Below are 14,577 nucleotides of genomic sequence, written 5' to 3'. Positions count from 1 at the left end.
TGTCGGCTCATTGTTGTGGTCTTTCGGTTTCGGTGATGTGGAATTCGAGGCGGTGGAGTCCGGGTGGGGCGAGGGTGGGGCTCATCCGGTAGAAGGGGCCTTCGACGTGTTGCCAGTTGTCGTCGGGCCATAGTCCGGCTTGGGTGAATCCGTCGATGATGGGTTTGCCGATGTTGTCGGCGTTGCTGGGGTCGGCGCGGTTGCGGCCTCGTGGCGGGTATTGGACGTATACGTCGAGCCGGCAGTGTTGGAAGCTGACGTGTTGGTGTTCGTTGCGGTAGCTGGCGGCGTGCCATGCTCCGATGCGTTTGAGGGTCTGCATGAGCCGGTTGTGCGCGTACCAGTTGCCGTGGCTGCCGTTGTCGTTCTTCCATAGGTGTTTGGGGATGTCGATGGTGATGACGTGCGTGCTCATGCGTCCGTCTTTCCCGTGTATTGGGCGATGATCCGGTACTTGTCCTTGTGCTGGTCGTCGTGGGTGATCTCGCACCGGTAGGCTCCCGTGGGCGTGAATGCCTTGATGCGTGCGGAGCGTATGCGGCGGCGTAGTTCGAACGCCCGTTGGCGGGTCAGGTCGCGTGCGATGACGGCGGGCCCGGAGTGCGGGTGGTTCTTGAGGATGCGTGCGATGGCCGTCCAGTGGCCGCTGGCCGTGGGCTGGGCTTCGACGAGGTCGGTCGGCCAGTCGGCGAGGAACGTGACCAGATCGTCCGTCCGGCCACTCGGTTCCATGCCGGCCGGAACCGGTGCGGACTGGGGTGCCGTGATCGGCTTTTCGGCCGGGGTGGGAGCCGTATTGTCTGGTTTCGTCTTCCGCTCGAGTTTCATGACGGCGTAGTAGGCCTTGGTGACGGACAGTTGGGGTTGTTCCTCCAGGAGGCGTTCGGCCTCCAATGCCAGGGCCTCGTCGTCCATGGCCTTGCGCTTGTAGGCGCGGGCGCTGCGCTTCTGGCCGGGAGTCAATCGCTCGTATGGGGTGGCGCACAGTTCGATGAGCTGCTCGTTCGAGAGTCGTGCCATGATAATCTTCCTTTTTCTAGTTCCATGGGTCGTTGGCCGGATACTGGCCCGGATCCGGTTGCGGGGGTTGGGGTGCCTGCGGTCTGGCCGGTGCCGGCTGGCCGCGTTTGATGCGGGTGATCAGGGTTGTGGCGCGTTGCAGGCTGGGCCCGATGTCGTCGATGACCCATTTCACGCTCCACGCGGTGCTGCCGTCCTGACGCTGGTAGGTGTCGGTCTGCGGGTGCACGGTGGCGATCACCTGGTCGCCCTTGCCGAACGATTGGCTGATGTGTTCGGCGAGGTCGCGCCATGCCTCGCACTGCCAGCTCGTGGGCGTCACGTCCACCGGGTTGCCGGCGGTGTCCTTCTCCCAGCCGCTGGACAGTATGCGCAGGTTCACGACCGGCACACCGTTGCCCGTGGTACGGTATTCCGGGTCGGCGGCCAGACGGCCCCTGATGATGGCGGTGCTTGGATCCTTGGCCAACTTCTATTCCTCCTTGTGTTGGTTGTCGTCGTTCCTGAACGCGATGGCCGCGACGAGCATCGCGACGATCAGGCAGACGGCGCCGATGAGCAGTTTCGCGGCGGACGCGTCGTGCGCGGCGAGCATCAGCTCGGCAATGCCCGTGCCCCCGAGGAAGACCGCCATGTTCCGTAGTGTCTTGCGCATGCCTACTCCCCTGATATGCCCAGGAAGCGTTCCATTTCCCGTCGGGTCACGCGCCGCCAGCTTTTCGTGCCGCGCGCGGTCGTGGGACGGAACGTGTCGAGCAGTCCCATGTTCGCGGCTCGCTGCAGGGCATGCCGGTCGACGCCGTACACCTTCGCCGCGTCGGGCAGGGTCCATGCCTCACGCTCGTGCATCGGCACTTGGTTGCCGGGGATCCTGACCCCGAGCTGACGGGCGAGGTCGCGCCGAACCCCTTGTGTGGTCTCGGCGCGCACGCCCTGGTTGCGCAGTTCATTCATCATGGCCACGTGCTCGAGGATCTTCGTCTCGCTCATCACTCCCCCTCCGTCATGTCCGGCAGATACCGGTCGAACCATTCGACCGCCCTAGGCAACAGAAGCAGCGTGCCGGATGTCATGTAGACGACCAGGGCGATCGAGTTGCCAATCGGATGCGCGCACCCGTCATGGGTCAGCAGCCAGACGATCGACGCCAGACAGCAGACGGACAGCGCCAGCATGAGCGTGCATGGGTATCGTTCGGCGATCTTTGTCATTACGACTCCTTCTCGGATGCTGTCACCGTAGAATCGTGCCTATGGGTGGTCTGGTTTCCTTCTTGCAGTGGGTTTGGTCGGGTATCGGTGGTTTGGGTGGATTCGTTGGTCTGCTTGGCGGCGGTTGCGGCGTCTTCGCCTTGTTCCAGACGGGCAAGTCGAATCTGCTCGCGAAGAAGGCGAACCGTATTGCGCAGGAAGCCAACGGGATCGCCGCTGACGCGAAGGGGGTCGCCGAGGAGGCCAACCGTCTTGCCGGCAAGGCGAACGAGATAAGCGCAGACGCGAATGCGATCAGCCAGAGGGCGTTGAGCGTTACCGCGGATCAGACGGTCTACAAATGGCGGGTTGAATTCGATGGCGAATCGTCGACCGTCTTCCTGCTCAACGACTGCCCCCACGAAGCATCTGACGTTCACGTGTTCGTCCGTCACGAAGACCAGACCATCATGGACAGGATCGTCGATAAAGTACCCGCGTTCGGCGAGATCCCGCTCAAGGACGAGCTGTTCACGCAGAAGGTAGTCGAAGACCAGCGTTCCATCGACAGGCTCAACTCCAGTGCCGGGTTCGTCTACATCGGGGTCGGCGGGTATGACGTCACAGTCCATGTCGCCTACACCACTGAGCTCGGGAGCAGACGCAGTGACGAGATCAAGCATCGCCTGACCAATGGCCAACGCCATTGAATCCTTGTCGGCCATCACGCCTCCTTGTGGTTTGGGGTATCCCTTCGCCGGGTTGGATTGGAAAGCGCCAACCCAGCAACCAGCCCAACGAAGGGAAGAATGAGATGGAACCATTGGAAGAACGTTCGAGCAACGAAACGGTCAGGGACGGGGAACGCCACATGCCATCGCGGTATGTCTACTTCAACGGACATCGGCTCGGGCCGGTCTCCGATGCGAAGTTCAAGGAGATGGTGGACGCGATCATCGCCGTCATCAAGAACGGGGAACGACACGGGTCCGTGTTCACTCTTCCTGAGGATGGACGTGATGTCTTCTGCATCTGGACTCCCGGCGTCCCGATCAGCTTCAAAGAGGCTGACAGTGAATCTGAATGACATCACGCCACCTCCGGGATGCTGAGGATCACCGCGATGAGTGCCAGATTGAAAATGACATCGGCGACCGCGCTCTGCGGCGTGATGGGGTCACGTTTCTTCCCAATCGACGACACGTTGCCGATCAGCATGAGCAGGTAGAGAATCACGAGAAGCCATTTCTGCCACATCACGCCACCAGCTTCTGTTCGCCCTTGACATCATCGGAAGATTCCGATGCAATCATCGGAATTCCCTTATCGCCGCAGTTGAAACCCAACTGAATATTCGAGAATTCAAGCATTGTGGGTGTTGCGCCATTGACCAGTTCTTCAAGTCGGTTACGACTGACTCCACAGGCTCTGGCGAAGGCATCTTCACTGAGACCTCGGTTTTGGCGGAGTTGCGCTAGAAAGTCAGGTTGTATTGCAAGGGCCATCTCGGTCTCCTTCGTGCTATTATTCTGTTTGAATAATTATTATCACAGTTGGAGAGTCTTTGTCAACCGACTTGCAGAATTTCTATTCATGTTGGATAATATCGCTATGACAAATAATCAAGATGATAAAAGAAGCGAATGGCTTCATTCCGTTACAGCAGGAGACTCGATCAACAAGATCTCCCAATTAACCCGCATCCCATATGCGACCATTTATCGACGCTTCGATAAAGGAGGAATCGAAACAGACGAAATCATCGCCGTCGCCCGCGGATATAATATCAATCCCGTCGAAGCCCTCGTTAAATGCGGCATCATCACCGAGGAGGAAGCAGCCGGTGTTACCGGAGCTGAAGCGCTAAGGCTCTGCTCCATCCAAGACATAGCCGCCGAAATCGTCCGCCGCAATACCGCCGGCATAGACCAAGGCACCATCAATAAGCCCATTGACGAGGCGGCCCAAAAATAAAGAAACGCCCCGGCCGCTCGTTATGAGCGCCAGGGCGTTTAGTTATTTAGTCGCAATGTCGGCTGTTATTCGTTGGCGGTCAGCCGGTGGACTTGGCTGCGGATCTGTTCGCTGTATTGGTAGATGCCATTGAGGTCGTCAACGGGCATGCGCTGGCAATCGCGGTTTTCATCGAAGATGCCGATGTATTTTTGTTTGGTGTTGAAGAAAAGTCGGGCGATGGGTTTGCGGTTGTTGTCGTCGAGGAAGACGGCACAGTAGTTTTTTGCGTCGCGCATGGTGATGCGTGCGGGATCCACGTCGCTGCAGGCAATGGCCTTAATGATGCGATAGCCCGCGATCTCCTCCTCGGTGGTAACGATGCCGTCATCTTCGGTCTCTTCAGTGCTCTCCTGCTCAGTATCATCGGCGGAGTCGGCGTCGGCCGGCATGGCCCCGACTTTGATGTCGTCGGCACCGAGAGCGGTTTTGAGCCGGTCGTTGACCTGGTCGGAGAGGAAGCGTTTGAGGGCCTTCTCCACGAGTGGCCTGAATTTGTCCATGACGTTCTGGCGGAACGCTCCGTCATACACATGGCTTGCGAGGAGTTTGACGAAGTCATCCGATGGGGTTTTGAATTCGTCGGAGACAGCGCGTTTCAGGGCCCCGACGTATTTGAGCTCCTCGGCGCTGTTGGCGATGGATTCGATGTCGAATGCTGGTTTGGTGAGCTTCTTGAGTTCGGGCAGTATGGTTTCGTCGATGTCGAGCAGGTCGAGCACAAGGAACGGTTTGGAGTCCATACGGTTGGGCTCGTCGATATCCATGTAGAAGTTCCAAACTTGCCCGTTGGTGAGCACGCCGATGCGGGCGCGCGTAGTGGCGAAGTACCGGTAGAGCTGGCTGGCGTTTTCCAGGGAAAGCGGGGCTCCTATCTTCTTGCATTCGATGAGGATCTGCACCTGGCTGTCGAGAACGAGTGCGTAATCGACCTTCTCACCCTTCTTCACGCCGACGTCGGCGGTGAACTCAGGCACGACCTCGGTGGGGTTGAACACGTCGTAGCCAAGCACCTGGCCGATGAACGGCATGATGAACGCCGTCTTCGTCGCCTCCTCGTTCTCGATGGTGTCCTTAAGGTCCGTCACTTTCGCCGCGACGCTTTTGATGGCTTCTTCGAATTCCATTCCTGCCTCCAATGGGGATCAACCCGCTTCCGGAATATTCTCTCGGCCGTCTCGATGCGGCTTACCTAGATTCTACCGCCCGCATATACGGAATCGCCCCGGCCGCTCTCTGCGAGCGCCGGGGCGGTTGGGCGTCAGTATTTGGTGAGTCGGCTTTTGGTGTCTTCTCGTTCGGGTCGTTGTGGTGGTGTGCCGTTGTCGAGGTATCCGTTTTGCGAGAGGGCCTGGTATGCGATGTCCGGGAATTCGCGGACGAGGGCGCTGATTTGGCGGGTGCGGTATTCGGCGCGGCTTTGTTCGATGGCTTTTTGCCATTGCGGTTGTGCGTCTATGCCGAATTCGTAGATGGCCATTTGTAGGACGTCTTCGAGTCCGGGGCGGAATCGGTCTCCTCCTACGGGGAAGTGGAGTGAGGAGAATGTGGGGAAGGTTCCTTTGTCGATGAACGCCTTTCGTCTGTTCTTGCCTTGGCTTTTGCTGCCGCAGGCGAACATCGCTTTCGTGGCGCTGTCGTTGCTGGCGTGAATGTTGATGTGGGCCGCGGGAATGGCGCTATGCGGGTCGCGCACGTAATCATAGTGGACGATGGGTGCGGGATCGCTTTCAGCTCGCAGCGTGATCGCGGACTCATCCACTTGGAGATATGAATTCGAGTCGCGGCAGGAGCATTGGTAACGGTATGAGAGACGGAGTATGGTATTGCCGCCCACGGTGAGAGGGATGCCTTGCGGATCCCTCATCTTGATCAGATAGCTGGCACTGCGTTTTTTTCGCGCGCCTTGTGGATCGGCGGTGTATTGCCCGTCCGCTGGTTGGCCGAGAACCTCGGTGAGCATGTTCTCGAGTCTCTGGGCGAAATCGATGGCCTGTTCCTCGGTCTGGTCGGATCCTGTGCTCATCGGTCCTCTAGGAAGTCGAGATCCTCGAGGTCGTACAGTGCGATGCGTTCCTCGAGAGTGAGTCCGATGAGGTCGCGCTTCTGCGAAAGCTGTTCGCGAGTGCCGTACTTGCTCTCGAGGGCATTCCTGCGCTTTCGGATTTCCTCGCTGTCCAGCATGACCGGCCTGCCGATTTTATGGGCCTTTGGAGCCACCGCCACTGCGGTCATGTCAGTCTCCTTTCGGCTTGTCATCACAACTCGTATGTCCAATTTACACACTTTTGATGAACTTATGCACATTTTTCGGTCAGAATGTGCATAAGTTCGACCCACTTTGGGCCGCCCGCGTGTGTCGCATCATCCTCTTGTTCCGGTATAACGCCCCAGCCTCGTTGTTCTCTCGGCCGTCTCGATGCGGCTTGATTAGATTCAAGCGTTCGGCAGGCGAGCGCTGGAGGTGTTTTTATTCGTTTTGTTCCATTCGTTGTTTGAGTTGTTCTGCGGTGAGGTTGGACAATGACGGGTCTCGTCTGAGTTTCTCCACTACGTTGTGGTCTTTCTTGAATCTGATTATGTCCATCGTCTCGCATCCTTCGCGTTTCAGGTATTCTTCGAGCAGTGTCATGGGGTATTCGAACTGGGCTCCTTCCTTGATGTAGGAGTCCGCTTCTTCCATGCTGTCCACTCCGAACCATTTGCGGAGTAGTTCGTGCATTTGTTGTTTGTCGGCGCCGAGTTCGGCGAATGCCGCGGTGGCTCGTTCCATATCACGGCGGAATTGGCGGCTCGCCCCTTCGTTGCTCATATCGTCGTCATGTCGCCCGACCATTTCGCGCGCGAGGGCCAGGCCATTGTCTTTAACCCATTTTGCGGCTTTGCCCATTTTTCCGTTCTCCCGTTCCGACATCATGCCTCCAACCCCGTTGTTCTCTCGGCCGCCTCGATGCGGCCTGTTTAGATTCTACCGCCGCATATACGGAATCGCCCCGGCCGCTCTTCGCGAGTGCCGGGGCGGTTGATTATATGTCGAGTTCCCCTTGGGATCCCTCGTCGTAGGGGATGTGCTTTTGGACTTTTGTGATGGCGTGGCGGGCTTTGAGCTTTCCGTCTTTGCCTCTCGATGAGATAGTGTGCATCGTTACGACGAACATGTCGCGCTTCCCGATTCTCTTGCCGTTTTCGACTGCGTGGATGAATGCGGGGTCTTCCATGTCGACAGTGTATTTGGTTTCGCCGCCAACCGTCACATGCCACTTCTTTCCAGGTTCGAAATGCGCGTCGAGGGGCTGGACGGTTAGCGTCGAATCCGTTTCGTTTATCACGTCCTCGTCGGGGGTCCAGTCGGCCATGCTGCGCGCCGTCTGCTTATCAACATTGACCGACTCGGTCCGGCTTGAAAGTTCCGCGCCATCGACACCGTCTGCTGCGGCTGGCCCCGAGAGGGCTTTGCCGGCGGAATTGACGAAGGTGCGGTTTGCGGCGATTCTCATTGAAGATCGATAGGTTTCGTAAAAGGTTCCGTCGGGAGCCTTCACGGTGACTTTTTCTTCCGAGAAGGTGGTGCCTTCATCCGCCGGCAGGGGTTCCGTCTTAACGATTTTGGGTTCTCCGTGTTCGTGCACGTACTTGACGAACTTCACGGCTCCGATGAGTATGGTCAGGAACCCTACTCCGCCTACCGTGGCGAGCCATTCGAGCCCCTGCCCTTGGGCTGTGTTCGCGAAGTCCCCTATCCCTTGGAGAAGGAGCTGTATGTCGAAGGAGCCGGGCCGTGTTGCTTTGACGCGGAGTTCGACTTGGGATTCGGACGACATTTCGTTTTTCGCCGCTTCCACGGCGTCGGCGAAATTAAGCAGCGCGGGAGCTAAGGCTTTGGCGCTGATGGAGTGGTCCACATCTAATGCCGGACCGTAATATCGTAAGGAAAGTTCACCTAGGTTACCGCGTTCGTCGATTTCGACAAGCGCATCCGCTTTGGCTGCCATGCTGTCGGGTCACCACTCCTTGCGCGATTAGCTGGACGGGCCAAGAATCCCCCTGAATCTATATAGAGGATCAGACTGGCCGAATGGCCATATTCTAGCCCCTCCAAGGGACGCAAGGGTCCCGCATCGGCAAAGGAGGGATCGCCGTGCTAACCCGCGGCGTGTCGATTCCTCAGAATTGCATAACTTACTTAATTGAGCTATAATTATTATGTAAGCGAAAACGAAACAGTGGAAGGAGGTGAGATATGGATGAGGTCTGGAAAGCGATAGAAGCCATCGGCTCCCTGCTGGTCGGCATCGCAGCGGTCATCGCGGCGGTGAAGTCCAAAGGCAGCGAGCCGCCGCCCGCTCCGAAGCCCAAGCCGCCCTACAAGCGGAGAAGGCCCCGCAGGTAGAACAAGAGCCGCGGATTCCGAATAATCCTAGTATCCGGAGCTGCGGCTCCCTATCCCCAGACTAATCCATGGAGCATCATGAACACAACAAACGCATACAGGCTCGTCTCGCTGGCATGCGGCGCGATGTGCCTCATTCTCGCCGTCGGCGGTCAGTCCATCGCGGCCGGAACCTTCGGCATGGCCGCAGGTGTTTTCGGATTCCTCGCGGGAGGCCGGAAATGAGCACCGCACGATATCTGAGCCTCAAGGAGGTCGGCGAGCGCATCGGTTCGAGCAATCCGGCGGCGAGGGGCTATCATCTGCCGGAGCCGGATGCCTTGATCGGTGCGACTCGCGGCTGGTTGCCGGAGACGATCGATGCGTGGAACGCCGCCCGCCCCGGTCGTGGGTCGGGCGGCGGACGGCCACGCAAGCATCCGGAGCAGCGAGGAAGGGGCGGCGCAGAATAATCTGCCACTGGCTTCCCTGTGGAAATATCTGCGACCGTTTGTTACACCGTTTGGCCGATGGCCTCGCGGGCCTTGTCGGCGAGCGTGGCGAGGCTTTCGGCTGACCAGTGGGTGTAGCCGGCTGTGGTGGTGATTTTGGCGTGGCCCATCATGGCTTTTCTTGCGTCTTCGGGGGCTCCGGCTTCGGCGAGGTTGGTGCTGAAGAAGTGGCGGGCGCTTCGGATCGTGACGTAGGGCAGGTTGGCGTCTTCGAGGGCGCGTTTCCAGCGGAGTCGTTCCACGGTGTTGGTGAGCGGACGTCCCTCGCGGGTGAATATGAGCTGGCCGGGCTTGCATTGCCTGCGGCCGGCGAGCGCCCATAGGCTGAGCCATGTCTGGTTGCTGACGGGCACGAACCGGTTGCCTTGTTTGCTTTTGGGTTCGACGAGCCAGAAGCCGCCCTCGTAGTGGCGGGCTCGGAGCCAGTTGGGTGCTTCGGTGCCGGACTTGAAGCGTTGGAGCTCCCATATGATTTGGATGCCGTGCACGCCGTCGATGGTGGCGAGCTCCTCGGGCAGGATGGCGAACCGTTCGGCCTGTCTCATGCCGGTTTCGAACGCGAGATTCCACATGAGGCTCCACATTTCGCGGTCTTCGTCGGTGTCGGCGAGGTGGTCGTGTTTGCGTTTGGCCGGCTTGCGGGCGGCTTCCGTCATCTTCGCCGGCTGTCCCGCCTTGAGTATCGCGGTGGTTCCCGACGTGTACCGTGGCGGTATGGCGGCGAGCGCCGGGTTGGATGGGATGAGTTTGTCGCGGACGGCGGCCTGCAGGATCTGCCTGAGGCGGATGTATTGGTTGTGGACGGTTTTGCTGCTGTGCGTCTTGGCGAGGTCGGCGCACATGTGTTCGATGGTAGCTGCGGTGATCTTGTCGAGTTTCATGCCGCCGATCCGGTTGCGGATGGTGTTGCAGTCGCTCGTGTAGGTCTCGAGGGTGCGGGGTTTGACGTTCGGGGTGATGGCCTTGAGCCATCGGTCGATCCACACGTCGAGTGTGGGGATGTTCGTCAGGGGCAGCGTGCCGCTGCGTTTCATGGCGTCGAGTTTGGCGTGGAGTTTTTGTCTGGCGGCGGTCCGGGTGGGGCCGGTCGCGGTGACGCGGCGGCGGTTGCCGGTGCGTGGGTCTGGTGTGGCGTCGATGCGGATGTGCCAGACGCCTTTTTCGTCCTGCCATTCTCCGCCGGATCCTTTGGGGCGTCGTGTTCTTTTCTGTGTTGTCATGGGCTTCAGGCCTCTTCCTGTAACGGTTAGAGGTAACCCTATTGGTCGCCCTATTGGTCGCCCTATCGCTCCCGATTACGCCGAATCTTGCACCCACGGGATGATTCCGCCGGGGAACGAAAAAGGCCGGAAACCCTTGGAATCATCGGGTTTCCGGCCTTTGCCAGTGGAGCGGACGACGGGAATCGAACCCGCGTAATCAGTTTGGAAGACTGAGGCTCTACCATTGAGCTACATCCGCGCGTGCCGCTTGAGGCGACCTGAGCCATTATACACAACCCCCGCCCAGAGGCAACCGGGCCTGTATCGTCGCCCGCTCCGCTCCGAGGCGGGCGACGATGCGGCGGGCTTCGCGGGATCACGCGCCCGCGCCGCTCCGTCAGCGCCGGATCAGCTTCGCTTCGTACGGCTCGAGCTCGGCGTCGAGCGGTTCGAGGATATGCTGCGATCCGTTGAGGTGCACGGCCTGGGGCTTGCCGGAGAAGTTGAACAGGCCGACCAGCGTCTCCCCTTCGACCTGACGCACCATCGCAAGCACCGCATCGTTGTTCGCGTCCCACGTGCTCACCCACGCATCGGGCGCGAAGCACGGATCGTGCCGCATGTCGCGCAGGCCCTCCATGCCCTCCCACAGCTCGTGCTGCAGCGTACCGGACTTCTTGCGCAGCGCCGCCTTGTCCCAGTCGAAATGGCTGCGGTGCAGGTTGCGGCTGTCCTCGATGCGGTCCGGGTCCTCCTTGTACTCCCATCCGTTGAGCTGCGCGATCTCGTCTCCGCAGCTGAGCATCGGGAACCCGCGCAGGAACGACATCGCGCGGTGCATGAGCAGATCGCGGTCCACCGCCTTGGCGAGCGCCGGCCTGTCATGCGTGATCAGCGCGCGCTCGATGCCGCACATGCTGGCGGTCGTGCCGCAGTTGCGGGCGTCGGACGTGGCCGCATCGTAGTTGTACAGCTCGCCCATGGCCCAGCTGCCCGGCACGGCGCCCTCGTAGAAGTGGTACAGGAATTCCTTGTGCTTTTGCGGGTCGATGCCGAGGCGGCGCTCCTCGTCCTCGTCCAGGCCCCAGCCGACGTCGTCGTGGCACCGCAGGTAGTTGACGAACCAGCAGTTGTCCGGCAGCGAGTTGAGCGCGTCAAGCTGCGCCTTGAGCAGCCGGGTGTCGCCGTTGGCCAGGGCGCTCCACAGATTCACCATGACGGACACGTTGTACAGCATGTGGCACTCGGGCTTGCCCTTCGTGCCGAAGTAGGCGGCCAGCTCCTTGGGCGGCATCACCACCTCGCCCTTGAGCACGACGGCTGGGCAGACGCATTCGAGCACGATGCGCAGCATGCGCACGATCACATGCACCTGCGGCAGGTTGCGGCAGTCGGTGCCGATCCGCTTCCAGATGTACGGCACCGCATCGAGGCGGAAGACCTCGACGCCGAGGTTCGCCAGATGCATCACGCTGGAGAGCATCGCGACGAGCACCTTCGGGTTGCGGTAGTTCAGATCCCACTGGAACGGGTAGAACTGGGTCATCACCCACTTGCCCATGGCCTCGTTCCAGGTGAAGTTGCCCGGCGCGGTGTTGGGGAACACCTGCGGCACGGTCTGCTCGTACTGGTCGGGGATGGTGCGGTCGTCGAAGCAGAAGTAGTAGTCCTGGTACTCGGGATCGCCGGCCTGCGCCGCCTTGGCCCAGCGGTGCGAGGACGCAGTGTGGTTCATCACGAAGTCGAGGCACAGGCTGATGCCGGCGCGGCGCAGCTTCTTGGTCAGCGCCGCGAGATCCTCGTTGGTGCCGAACAGCGGGTCGACGGTGTCGAAGTCCTCGACCGCGTATCCACCGTCGTTGTAGGGGTGCGGCATCTGCAGCAACGGCATCAGATGCAGGTAGGTGAGCTTCTGCTCCTTGAGATAGGGGATGCGGTCGGCGAGCTTCTTCAGATCGCCGGCGAACAGATCGGAGTACATGGTCATGCCGAACATGTCGCCGCACTTGTACCATTCGGGATCGGCCTCGCGCGCCTTGTCGAGCCGCTTGAGATCGGCCGGGCGGGCGGATGAGGCGGCCGCCATCGCGTTGATGAGCTCATCGAACGCGTCGGGGTCGTCGTACAGCTGGGAGTACAGCGCTTCGAGCTCGCCGATGCGATCGTCGAGCCGGGTCTTGAACGCGCCTCTGGCTATGGTTGCACGGGTCATAGGAAACTCCTTCGTCTCAACAACATCCACGCAGCCAGTGTAGCGCAGCGAAACTGCAACATCAAACCGGTTCGATTCGGTGTCGCGGCGCTCGCGGATCCGTCGATCGCGACCACTCGGTCACGCCGTGGAATCCGCAAGCGACGTTCATATGCCCATCTTCGCGTGAAGCTGGGCCAGCTCCGCCTCAAGCCGCATGATGTGCTGCGCCTGGCGGGAGATCACCAGATCGCGGTGATCCCCGAGAACCAGCCGCGCATACGGATCGCGGGATTCCTCGTCGTCCCCCGCGGCGATCAGCCCGCCAGCCCGCGCCGGGCCAAGATCGGCGACGAGCGGCACGCGGGACGGCGCCCCTCCCTGCGCCGATCCGTCGGCGGCCAATGCGGTCAGCCCGGGATCCTTGCGCCACCGGGCGATGCAGCGCTCGATGCGTTTGCGCCCCAGTATCGACGATTCCAACCCGGCGCGCAGGAAAATCATCCTCGGGGAGATCCCCGCCGCATACTCGCGCAATACCCGAACCTTGAATTTGTCGGCGTATGTGATGCGATTGTTCGTCACATGCTCCACGGCTTGGAGCGATCGTAAATACGTCACCTCGTCATCGGTGAACTTTCCACCCTGATATGGCACAAGAATCTCCTTCCGCACTCCACGAAAGACGTTGTTCCACCTTGCCGCATACCCCCGAAACAGGGGGAAGACATAGCGACAAGGTCACACAACGGTACAGCATCGCCAATGATGTCAATCACTTACGCCCTGAGCGCACGCATGACGGCCGCGGCCTCCTATAGGGGGTATCAGTCATGGGAAATCAGGATTCGTGCGCAGGCCACGGGGACGGCGCCTCCGCATCGGCCGATGGGGGAATCGTTTTTTCGTGTATACTTCGTCCCCTCCATCGGAGCATCGCCTGCCATATCGGCCCGGCAACGAGCCAAACCTCCCCCGGACGGCATCCCGACGCCGGTTTCGCCGTAGCCGGCGGGACTCCGAGACGATCCCGTGACGGTTGTTCGCTCCGCATCCCGCGCCGGGCGCGGCCGTGATCCCGAATGAGGATCGATGTTCGTCTCCCCGTTCCGCCCGGTCCGGATTATGTCCCGGACACTGCTCGCTCGGCCGTTGCCCGGACGTTCCGTCACTCGGACGACAGCACCGCCACGGCCGACGCGACCGGCCCGTCATGGCTCAGGGAGAGATGCCACTGGAAGCGCGGCGACGACGCCGGACCGCTCCGCCGCAGCGGAACCATCGATTCGGAGAAACGGCGCTGGGCGTCGGAGACGAGCACGACCCGGGGCACGCCATGCGAGTCGTCGAGGATCTCGACCTGGCTCCACGGAAAATCGTCGATCGTGTAGGGCAACTCGTAGCCCGCGAGGGACAGCGCCTCGCACCACGCCTTGAGCACGGCCTCCTTGCCGGCCCATTTGGCGGCGAGATGCACCGCCTCGCCATCGTTCTTCTGCGCCGCCCGGGCAACCGCCTGGCGCAGCTCCCTTGGGGAGAACAGGCCGCGCATCCGAGAGCCGGGTTCGGTGAGCTGCGACGCGAACGCCGCGAGATCGACCACGTCATGGCCCAGACCGTGCATCATATTGCGCCCCCGATGCTGCTCATGCGATCATTCCTTGTTTAGATTACCCTCCAGCGAGGCGAATCTCCCAACCGGCAGAGGAACCGCCACGCGCGGATACTCCAGCGAGGCGAGTCTGCTGTATATAGAAAGATCGCTTCGCTCAGATACCTCCTAGCGGGGCAAACCAATTAGACCCCAGAAGGAATGCCTCATCAAAAAGACTCGGCGAGGCACACCTCCCAGCATCCAGAAGAGCCTCCCCACCTACTTACCTCTCAGCGGGGCAAACCAATTAGGCTCCAGAAGGAACGCCTTATCAAAAAGACTCGGCGAGGCACACCTCCCAGCATCCAGAAGGATTACCCCCGACAAAACCCGCCAAAAACGCAGATGAGGATTGACCCCGGGGAAGGGGTCAATCCTCATCGTCACAGGATCAGCCTGGCGCGCGGAACCTCACCACGCCAAGCC

General features: G+C 60.4%; 23 protein-coding genes and 1 tRNA gene. 6 read left to right on the top strand and 18 right to left on the bottom strand.

Annotated features, from left to right (window positions below):
* Positions 1–7: 7 nt before the first annotated feature.
* Genes BBSC_RS01920 through BBSC_RS01895 form a run of 6 tightly spaced genes read right to left on the bottom strand, consistent with a single transcriptional unit; the run spans position 8 to position 2,231 of the window.
* Positions 8–415, bottom strand: a complete 408-nt coding sequence (locus tag BBSC_RS01920) for a hypothetical protein (RefSeq protein ID WP_033519546.1) — start codon at positions 413–415, stop codon at positions 8–10.
* A complete protein-coding gene (locus tag BBSC_RS01915) occupies positions 412–1,020 on the bottom strand; it encodes a hypothetical protein (protein WP_033519545.1) in 609 nt (202 codons plus the stop codon). Before BBSC_RS01915 ends, BBSC_RS01920 begins: the two co-directional genes overlap by 4 nt.
* A 16-nt stretch (positions 1,021–1,036) precedes the next feature.
* Positions 1,037–1,489: a single-stranded DNA-binding protein gene (locus BBSC_RS01910; RefSeq protein WP_046726114.1), complete on the bottom strand. Its 453-nt coding sequence runs from the start codon at positions 1,487–1,489 to the stop codon at positions 1,037–1,039.
* Positions 1,490–1,492: 3 nt separating this feature from the next.
* Positions 1,493–1,675, bottom strand: a complete 183-nt coding sequence (locus BBSC_RS01905) for a hypothetical protein (protein WP_033519544.1) — start codon at positions 1,673–1,675, stop codon at positions 1,493–1,495.
* A gap of 2 nt (positions 1,676–1,677) precedes the next feature.
* A complete protein-coding gene (locus BBSC_RS13140; protein WP_051923288.1) occupies positions 1,678–2,010 on the bottom strand; it encodes a hypothetical protein in 333 nt (110 codons plus the stop codon).
* Positions 2,010–2,231: a hypothetical protein gene (locus BBSC_RS01895; protein ID WP_034535539.1), complete on the bottom strand. Its 222-nt coding sequence runs from the start codon at positions 2,229–2,231 to the stop codon at positions 2,010–2,012. Before BBSC_RS01895 ends, BBSC_RS13140 begins: the two co-directional genes overlap by 1 nt.
* Positions 2,232–2,272: 41 nt before the next feature.
* Here BBSC_RS01895 and BBSC_RS01890 point away from each other — a divergent pair, with 41 nt between their 5' ends.
* Positions 2,273–2,920, top strand: a complete 648-nt coding sequence (locus BBSC_RS01890) for a hypothetical protein (RefSeq protein WP_033520043.1) — start codon at positions 2,273–2,275, stop codon at positions 2,918–2,920.
* Positions 2,921–3,024: 104 nt separating this feature from the next.
* The gene (locus tag BBSC_RS01885) at positions 3,025–3,297 is read left to right on the top strand and encodes a hypothetical protein (RefSeq protein ID WP_033520042.1); all 273 of its coding nucleotides are present in this window, start codon (positions 3,025–3,027) and stop codon (positions 3,295–3,297) included.
* Positions 3,298–3,299: 2 nt separating this feature from the next.
* On the opposite strand, the gene BBSC_RS13870 is transcribed toward BBSC_RS01885, so the two are convergent.
* Positions 3,300–3,470 carry a hypothetical protein gene (locus BBSC_RS13870; protein ID WP_156102389.1) on the bottom strand — a complete coding sequence of 57 codons (171 nt, stop codon included), beginning with the start codon at positions 3,468–3,470 and terminating at the stop codon, positions 3,300–3,302.
* Positions 3,467–3,715: a helix-turn-helix domain-containing protein gene (locus tag BBSC_RS13560; protein ID WP_144414395.1), complete on the bottom strand. Its 249-nt coding sequence runs from the start codon at positions 3,713–3,715 to the stop codon at positions 3,467–3,469. The genes BBSC_RS13870 and BBSC_RS13560 overlap by 4 nt, the downstream gene beginning before the upstream one ends.
* 106 nt (positions 3,716–3,821) lie before the next feature.
* On the opposite strand from BBSC_RS13560, the gene BBSC_RS01880 reads away from it, so the two are divergent.
* Positions 3,822–4,184, top strand: coding sequence for a hypothetical protein (locus tag BBSC_RS01880; protein ID WP_144414394.1), 363 nt, complete (start codon positions 3,822–3,824; stop codon positions 4,182–4,184).
* A gap of 65 nt (positions 4,185–4,249) precedes the next feature.
* Here the strand turns inward: BBSC_RS01880 and BBSC_RS01875 are convergent, their stop codons facing one another.
* From BBSC_RS01875 to BBSC_RS01855, 5 genes are all read right to left on the bottom strand, one after another.
* Positions 4,250–5,350 carry a type I restriction enzyme HsdR N-terminal domain-containing protein gene (locus BBSC_RS01875; protein ID WP_033520039.1) on the bottom strand — a complete coding sequence of 367 codons (1,101 nt, stop codon included), beginning with the start codon at positions 5,348–5,350 and terminating at the stop codon, positions 4,250–4,252.
* A 134-nt stretch (positions 5,351–5,484) separates the two neighbouring features.
* Positions 5,485–6,249, bottom strand: a complete 765-nt coding sequence (locus tag BBSC_RS01870) for a hypothetical protein (RefSeq protein ID WP_033520037.1) — start codon at positions 6,247–6,249, stop codon at positions 5,485–5,487.
* Entirely contained in the window at positions 6,246–6,458 is a 213-nt protein-coding gene (locus tag BBSC_RS01865; RefSeq protein ID WP_033520036.1) for a hypothetical protein, read from the bottom strand. Before BBSC_RS01865 ends, BBSC_RS01870 begins: the two co-directional genes overlap by 4 nt.
* A gap of 235 nt (positions 6,459–6,693) precedes the next feature.
* Entirely contained in the window at positions 6,694–7,140 is a 447-nt protein-coding gene (locus tag BBSC_RS01860; RefSeq protein ID WP_033520035.1) for a hypothetical protein, read from the bottom strand.
* Positions 7,141–7,249: 109 nt separating this feature from the next.
* A complete protein-coding gene (locus BBSC_RS01855) occupies positions 7,250–8,215 on the bottom strand; it encodes a hypothetical protein (RefSeq protein WP_033520058.1) in 966 nt (321 codons plus the stop codon).
* Positions 8,216–8,463: 248 nt separating this feature from the next.
* On the opposite strand from BBSC_RS01855, the gene BBSC_RS13865 reads away from it, so the two are divergent.
* From BBSC_RS13865 to BBSC_RS13135, 3 genes are all read left to right on the top strand, one after another.
* Positions 8,464–8,613, top strand: a complete 150-nt coding sequence (locus BBSC_RS13865) for a hypothetical protein (protein ID WP_156102390.1) — start codon at positions 8,464–8,466, stop codon at positions 8,611–8,613.
* A gap of 78 nt (positions 8,614–8,691) precedes the next feature.
* Positions 8,692–8,838 carry a hypothetical protein gene (locus BBSC_RS13860; protein ID WP_156102391.1) on the top strand — a complete coding sequence of 49 codons (147 nt, stop codon included), beginning with the start codon at positions 8,692–8,694 and terminating at the stop codon, positions 8,836–8,838.
* Entirely contained in the window at positions 8,835–9,065 is a 231-nt protein-coding gene (locus BBSC_RS13135) for a hypothetical protein (RefSeq protein ID WP_033520059.1), read from the top strand. Before BBSC_RS13860 ends, BBSC_RS13135 begins: the two co-directional genes overlap by 4 nt.
* A gap of 41 nt (positions 9,066–9,106) precedes the next feature.
* Here BBSC_RS13135 and BBSC_RS01850 read toward each other — a convergent pair whose 3' ends face one another.
* The 5 genes from BBSC_RS01850 to BBSC_RS01830 form a co-directional block, all read right to left on the bottom strand.
* On the bottom strand, positions 9,107–10,324 hold the full coding sequence (locus BBSC_RS01850; RefSeq protein WP_033520060.1) for a tyrosine-type recombinase/integrase: 1,218 nt from the start codon (positions 10,322–10,324) through the stop codon (positions 9,107–9,109).
* Between the two features lie 167 nt (positions 10,325–10,491).
* Positions 10,492–10,565, bottom strand: a tRNA-Gly gene (locus tag BBSC_RS01845).
* Between the two features lie 138 nt (positions 10,566–10,703).
* Positions 10,704–12,518 carry an amylosucrase gene (locus BBSC_RS01840; RefSeq protein WP_033519499.1) on the bottom strand — a complete coding sequence of 605 codons (1,815 nt, stop codon included), beginning with the start codon at positions 12,516–12,518 and terminating at the stop codon, positions 10,704–10,706.
* 147 nt (positions 12,519–12,665) lie between these two features.
* Positions 12,666–13,154: an HTH domain-containing protein gene (locus BBSC_RS01835; protein ID WP_033519498.1), complete on the bottom strand. Its 489-nt coding sequence runs from the start codon at positions 13,152–13,154 to the stop codon at positions 12,666–12,668.
* 511 nt (positions 13,155–13,665) lie between these two features.
* Entirely contained in the window at positions 13,666–14,121 is a 456-nt protein-coding gene (locus BBSC_RS01830) for a holo-ACP synthase (protein WP_033519500.1), read from the bottom strand.
* Between the last annotated feature and the right edge of the window lie 456 nt (positions 14,122–14,577).

Origin of the sequence: Bifidobacterium scardovii JCM 12489 = DSM 13734 (assembly GCF_001042635.1) — a bacterium.
GTDB classification, from domain to species: Bacteria; Actinomycetota; Actinomycetes; order Actinomycetales; family Bifidobacteriaceae; genus Bifidobacterium; species Bifidobacterium scardovii.
Note: the sequence above shows the minus strand (reverse complement) of the source record. Positions and strands in the feature narration are given on the sequence as shown.

Coding starts and splice junctions, on each gene's coding strand:
- BBSC_RS01840 (WP_033519499.1), bottom strand. CDS start 12,518: ATGACCCGTGCAACCATAGCCAGAGGCGCGTTCAAGACCCGGCTCGAC.
- BBSC_RS13560 (WP_144414395.1), bottom strand. CDS start 3,715: ATGGCCCTTGCAATACAACCTGACTTTCTAGCGCAACTCCGCCAAAAC.
- BBSC_RS01920 (WP_033519546.1), bottom strand. CDS start 415: ATGAGCACGCACGTCATCACCATCGACATCCCCAAACACCTATGGAAG.
- BBSC_RS01870 (WP_033520037.1), bottom strand. CDS start 6,249: ATGAGCACAGGATCCGACCAGACCGAGGAACAGGCCATCGATTTCGCC.
- BBSC_RS01855 (WP_033520058.1), bottom strand. CDS start 8,215: ATGGCAGCCAAAGCGGATGCGCTTGTCGAAATCGACGAACGCGGTAAC.
- BBSC_RS13135 (WP_033520059.1), top strand. CDS start 8,835: ATGAGCACCGCACGATATCTGAGCCTCAAGGAGGTCGGCGAGCGCATC.
- BBSC_RS01850 (WP_033520060.1), bottom strand. CDS start 10,324: ATGACAACACAGAAAAGAACACGACGCCCCAAAGGATCCGGCGGAGAA.
- BBSC_RS01830 (WP_033519500.1), bottom strand. CDS start 14,121: ATGCACGGTCTGGGCCATGACGTGGTCGATCTCGCGGCGTTCGCGTCG.
- BBSC_RS01915 (WP_033519545.1), bottom strand. CDS start 1,020: ATGGCACGACTCTCGAACGAGCAGCTCATCGAACTGTGCGCCACCCCA.
- BBSC_RS01865 (WP_033520036.1), bottom strand. CDS start 6,458: ATGACCGCAGTGGCGGTGGCTCCAAAGGCCCATAAAATCGGCAGGCCG.
- BBSC_RS01880 (WP_144414394.1), top strand. CDS start 3,822: ATGACAAATAATCAAGATGATAAAAGAAGCGAATGGCTTCATTCCGTT.
- BBSC_RS13860 (WP_156102391.1), top strand. CDS start 8,692: ATGAACACAACAAACGCATACAGGCTCGTCTCGCTGGCATGCGGCGCG.
- BBSC_RS13865 (WP_156102390.1), top strand. CDS start 8,464: ATGGATGAGGTCTGGAAAGCGATAGAAGCCATCGGCTCCCTGCTGGTC.
- BBSC_RS01905 (WP_033519544.1), bottom strand. CDS start 1,675: ATGCGCAAGACACTACGGAACATGGCGGTCTTCCTCGGGGGCACGGGC.
- BBSC_RS01895 (WP_034535539.1), bottom strand. CDS start 2,231: ATGACAAAGATCGCCGAACGATACCCATGCACGCTCATGCTGGCGCTG.
- BBSC_RS01875 (WP_033520039.1), bottom strand. CDS start 5,350: ATGGAATTCGAAGAAGCCATCAAAAGCGTCGCGGCGAAAGTGACGGAC.
- BBSC_RS01890 (WP_033520043.1), top strand. CDS start 2,273: ATGGGTGGTCTGGTTTCCTTCTTGCAGTGGGTTTGGTCGGGTATCGGT.
- BBSC_RS13140 (WP_051923288.1), bottom strand. CDS start 2,010: ATGAGCGAGACGAAGATCCTCGAGCACGTGGCCATGATGAATGAACTG.
- BBSC_RS01860 (WP_033520035.1), bottom strand. CDS start 7,140: ATGATGTCGGAACGGGAGAACGGAAAAATGGGCAAAGCCGCAAAATGG.
- BBSC_RS01885 (WP_033520042.1), top strand. CDS start 3,025: ATGGAACCATTGGAAGAACGTTCGAGCAACGAAACGGTCAGGGACGGG.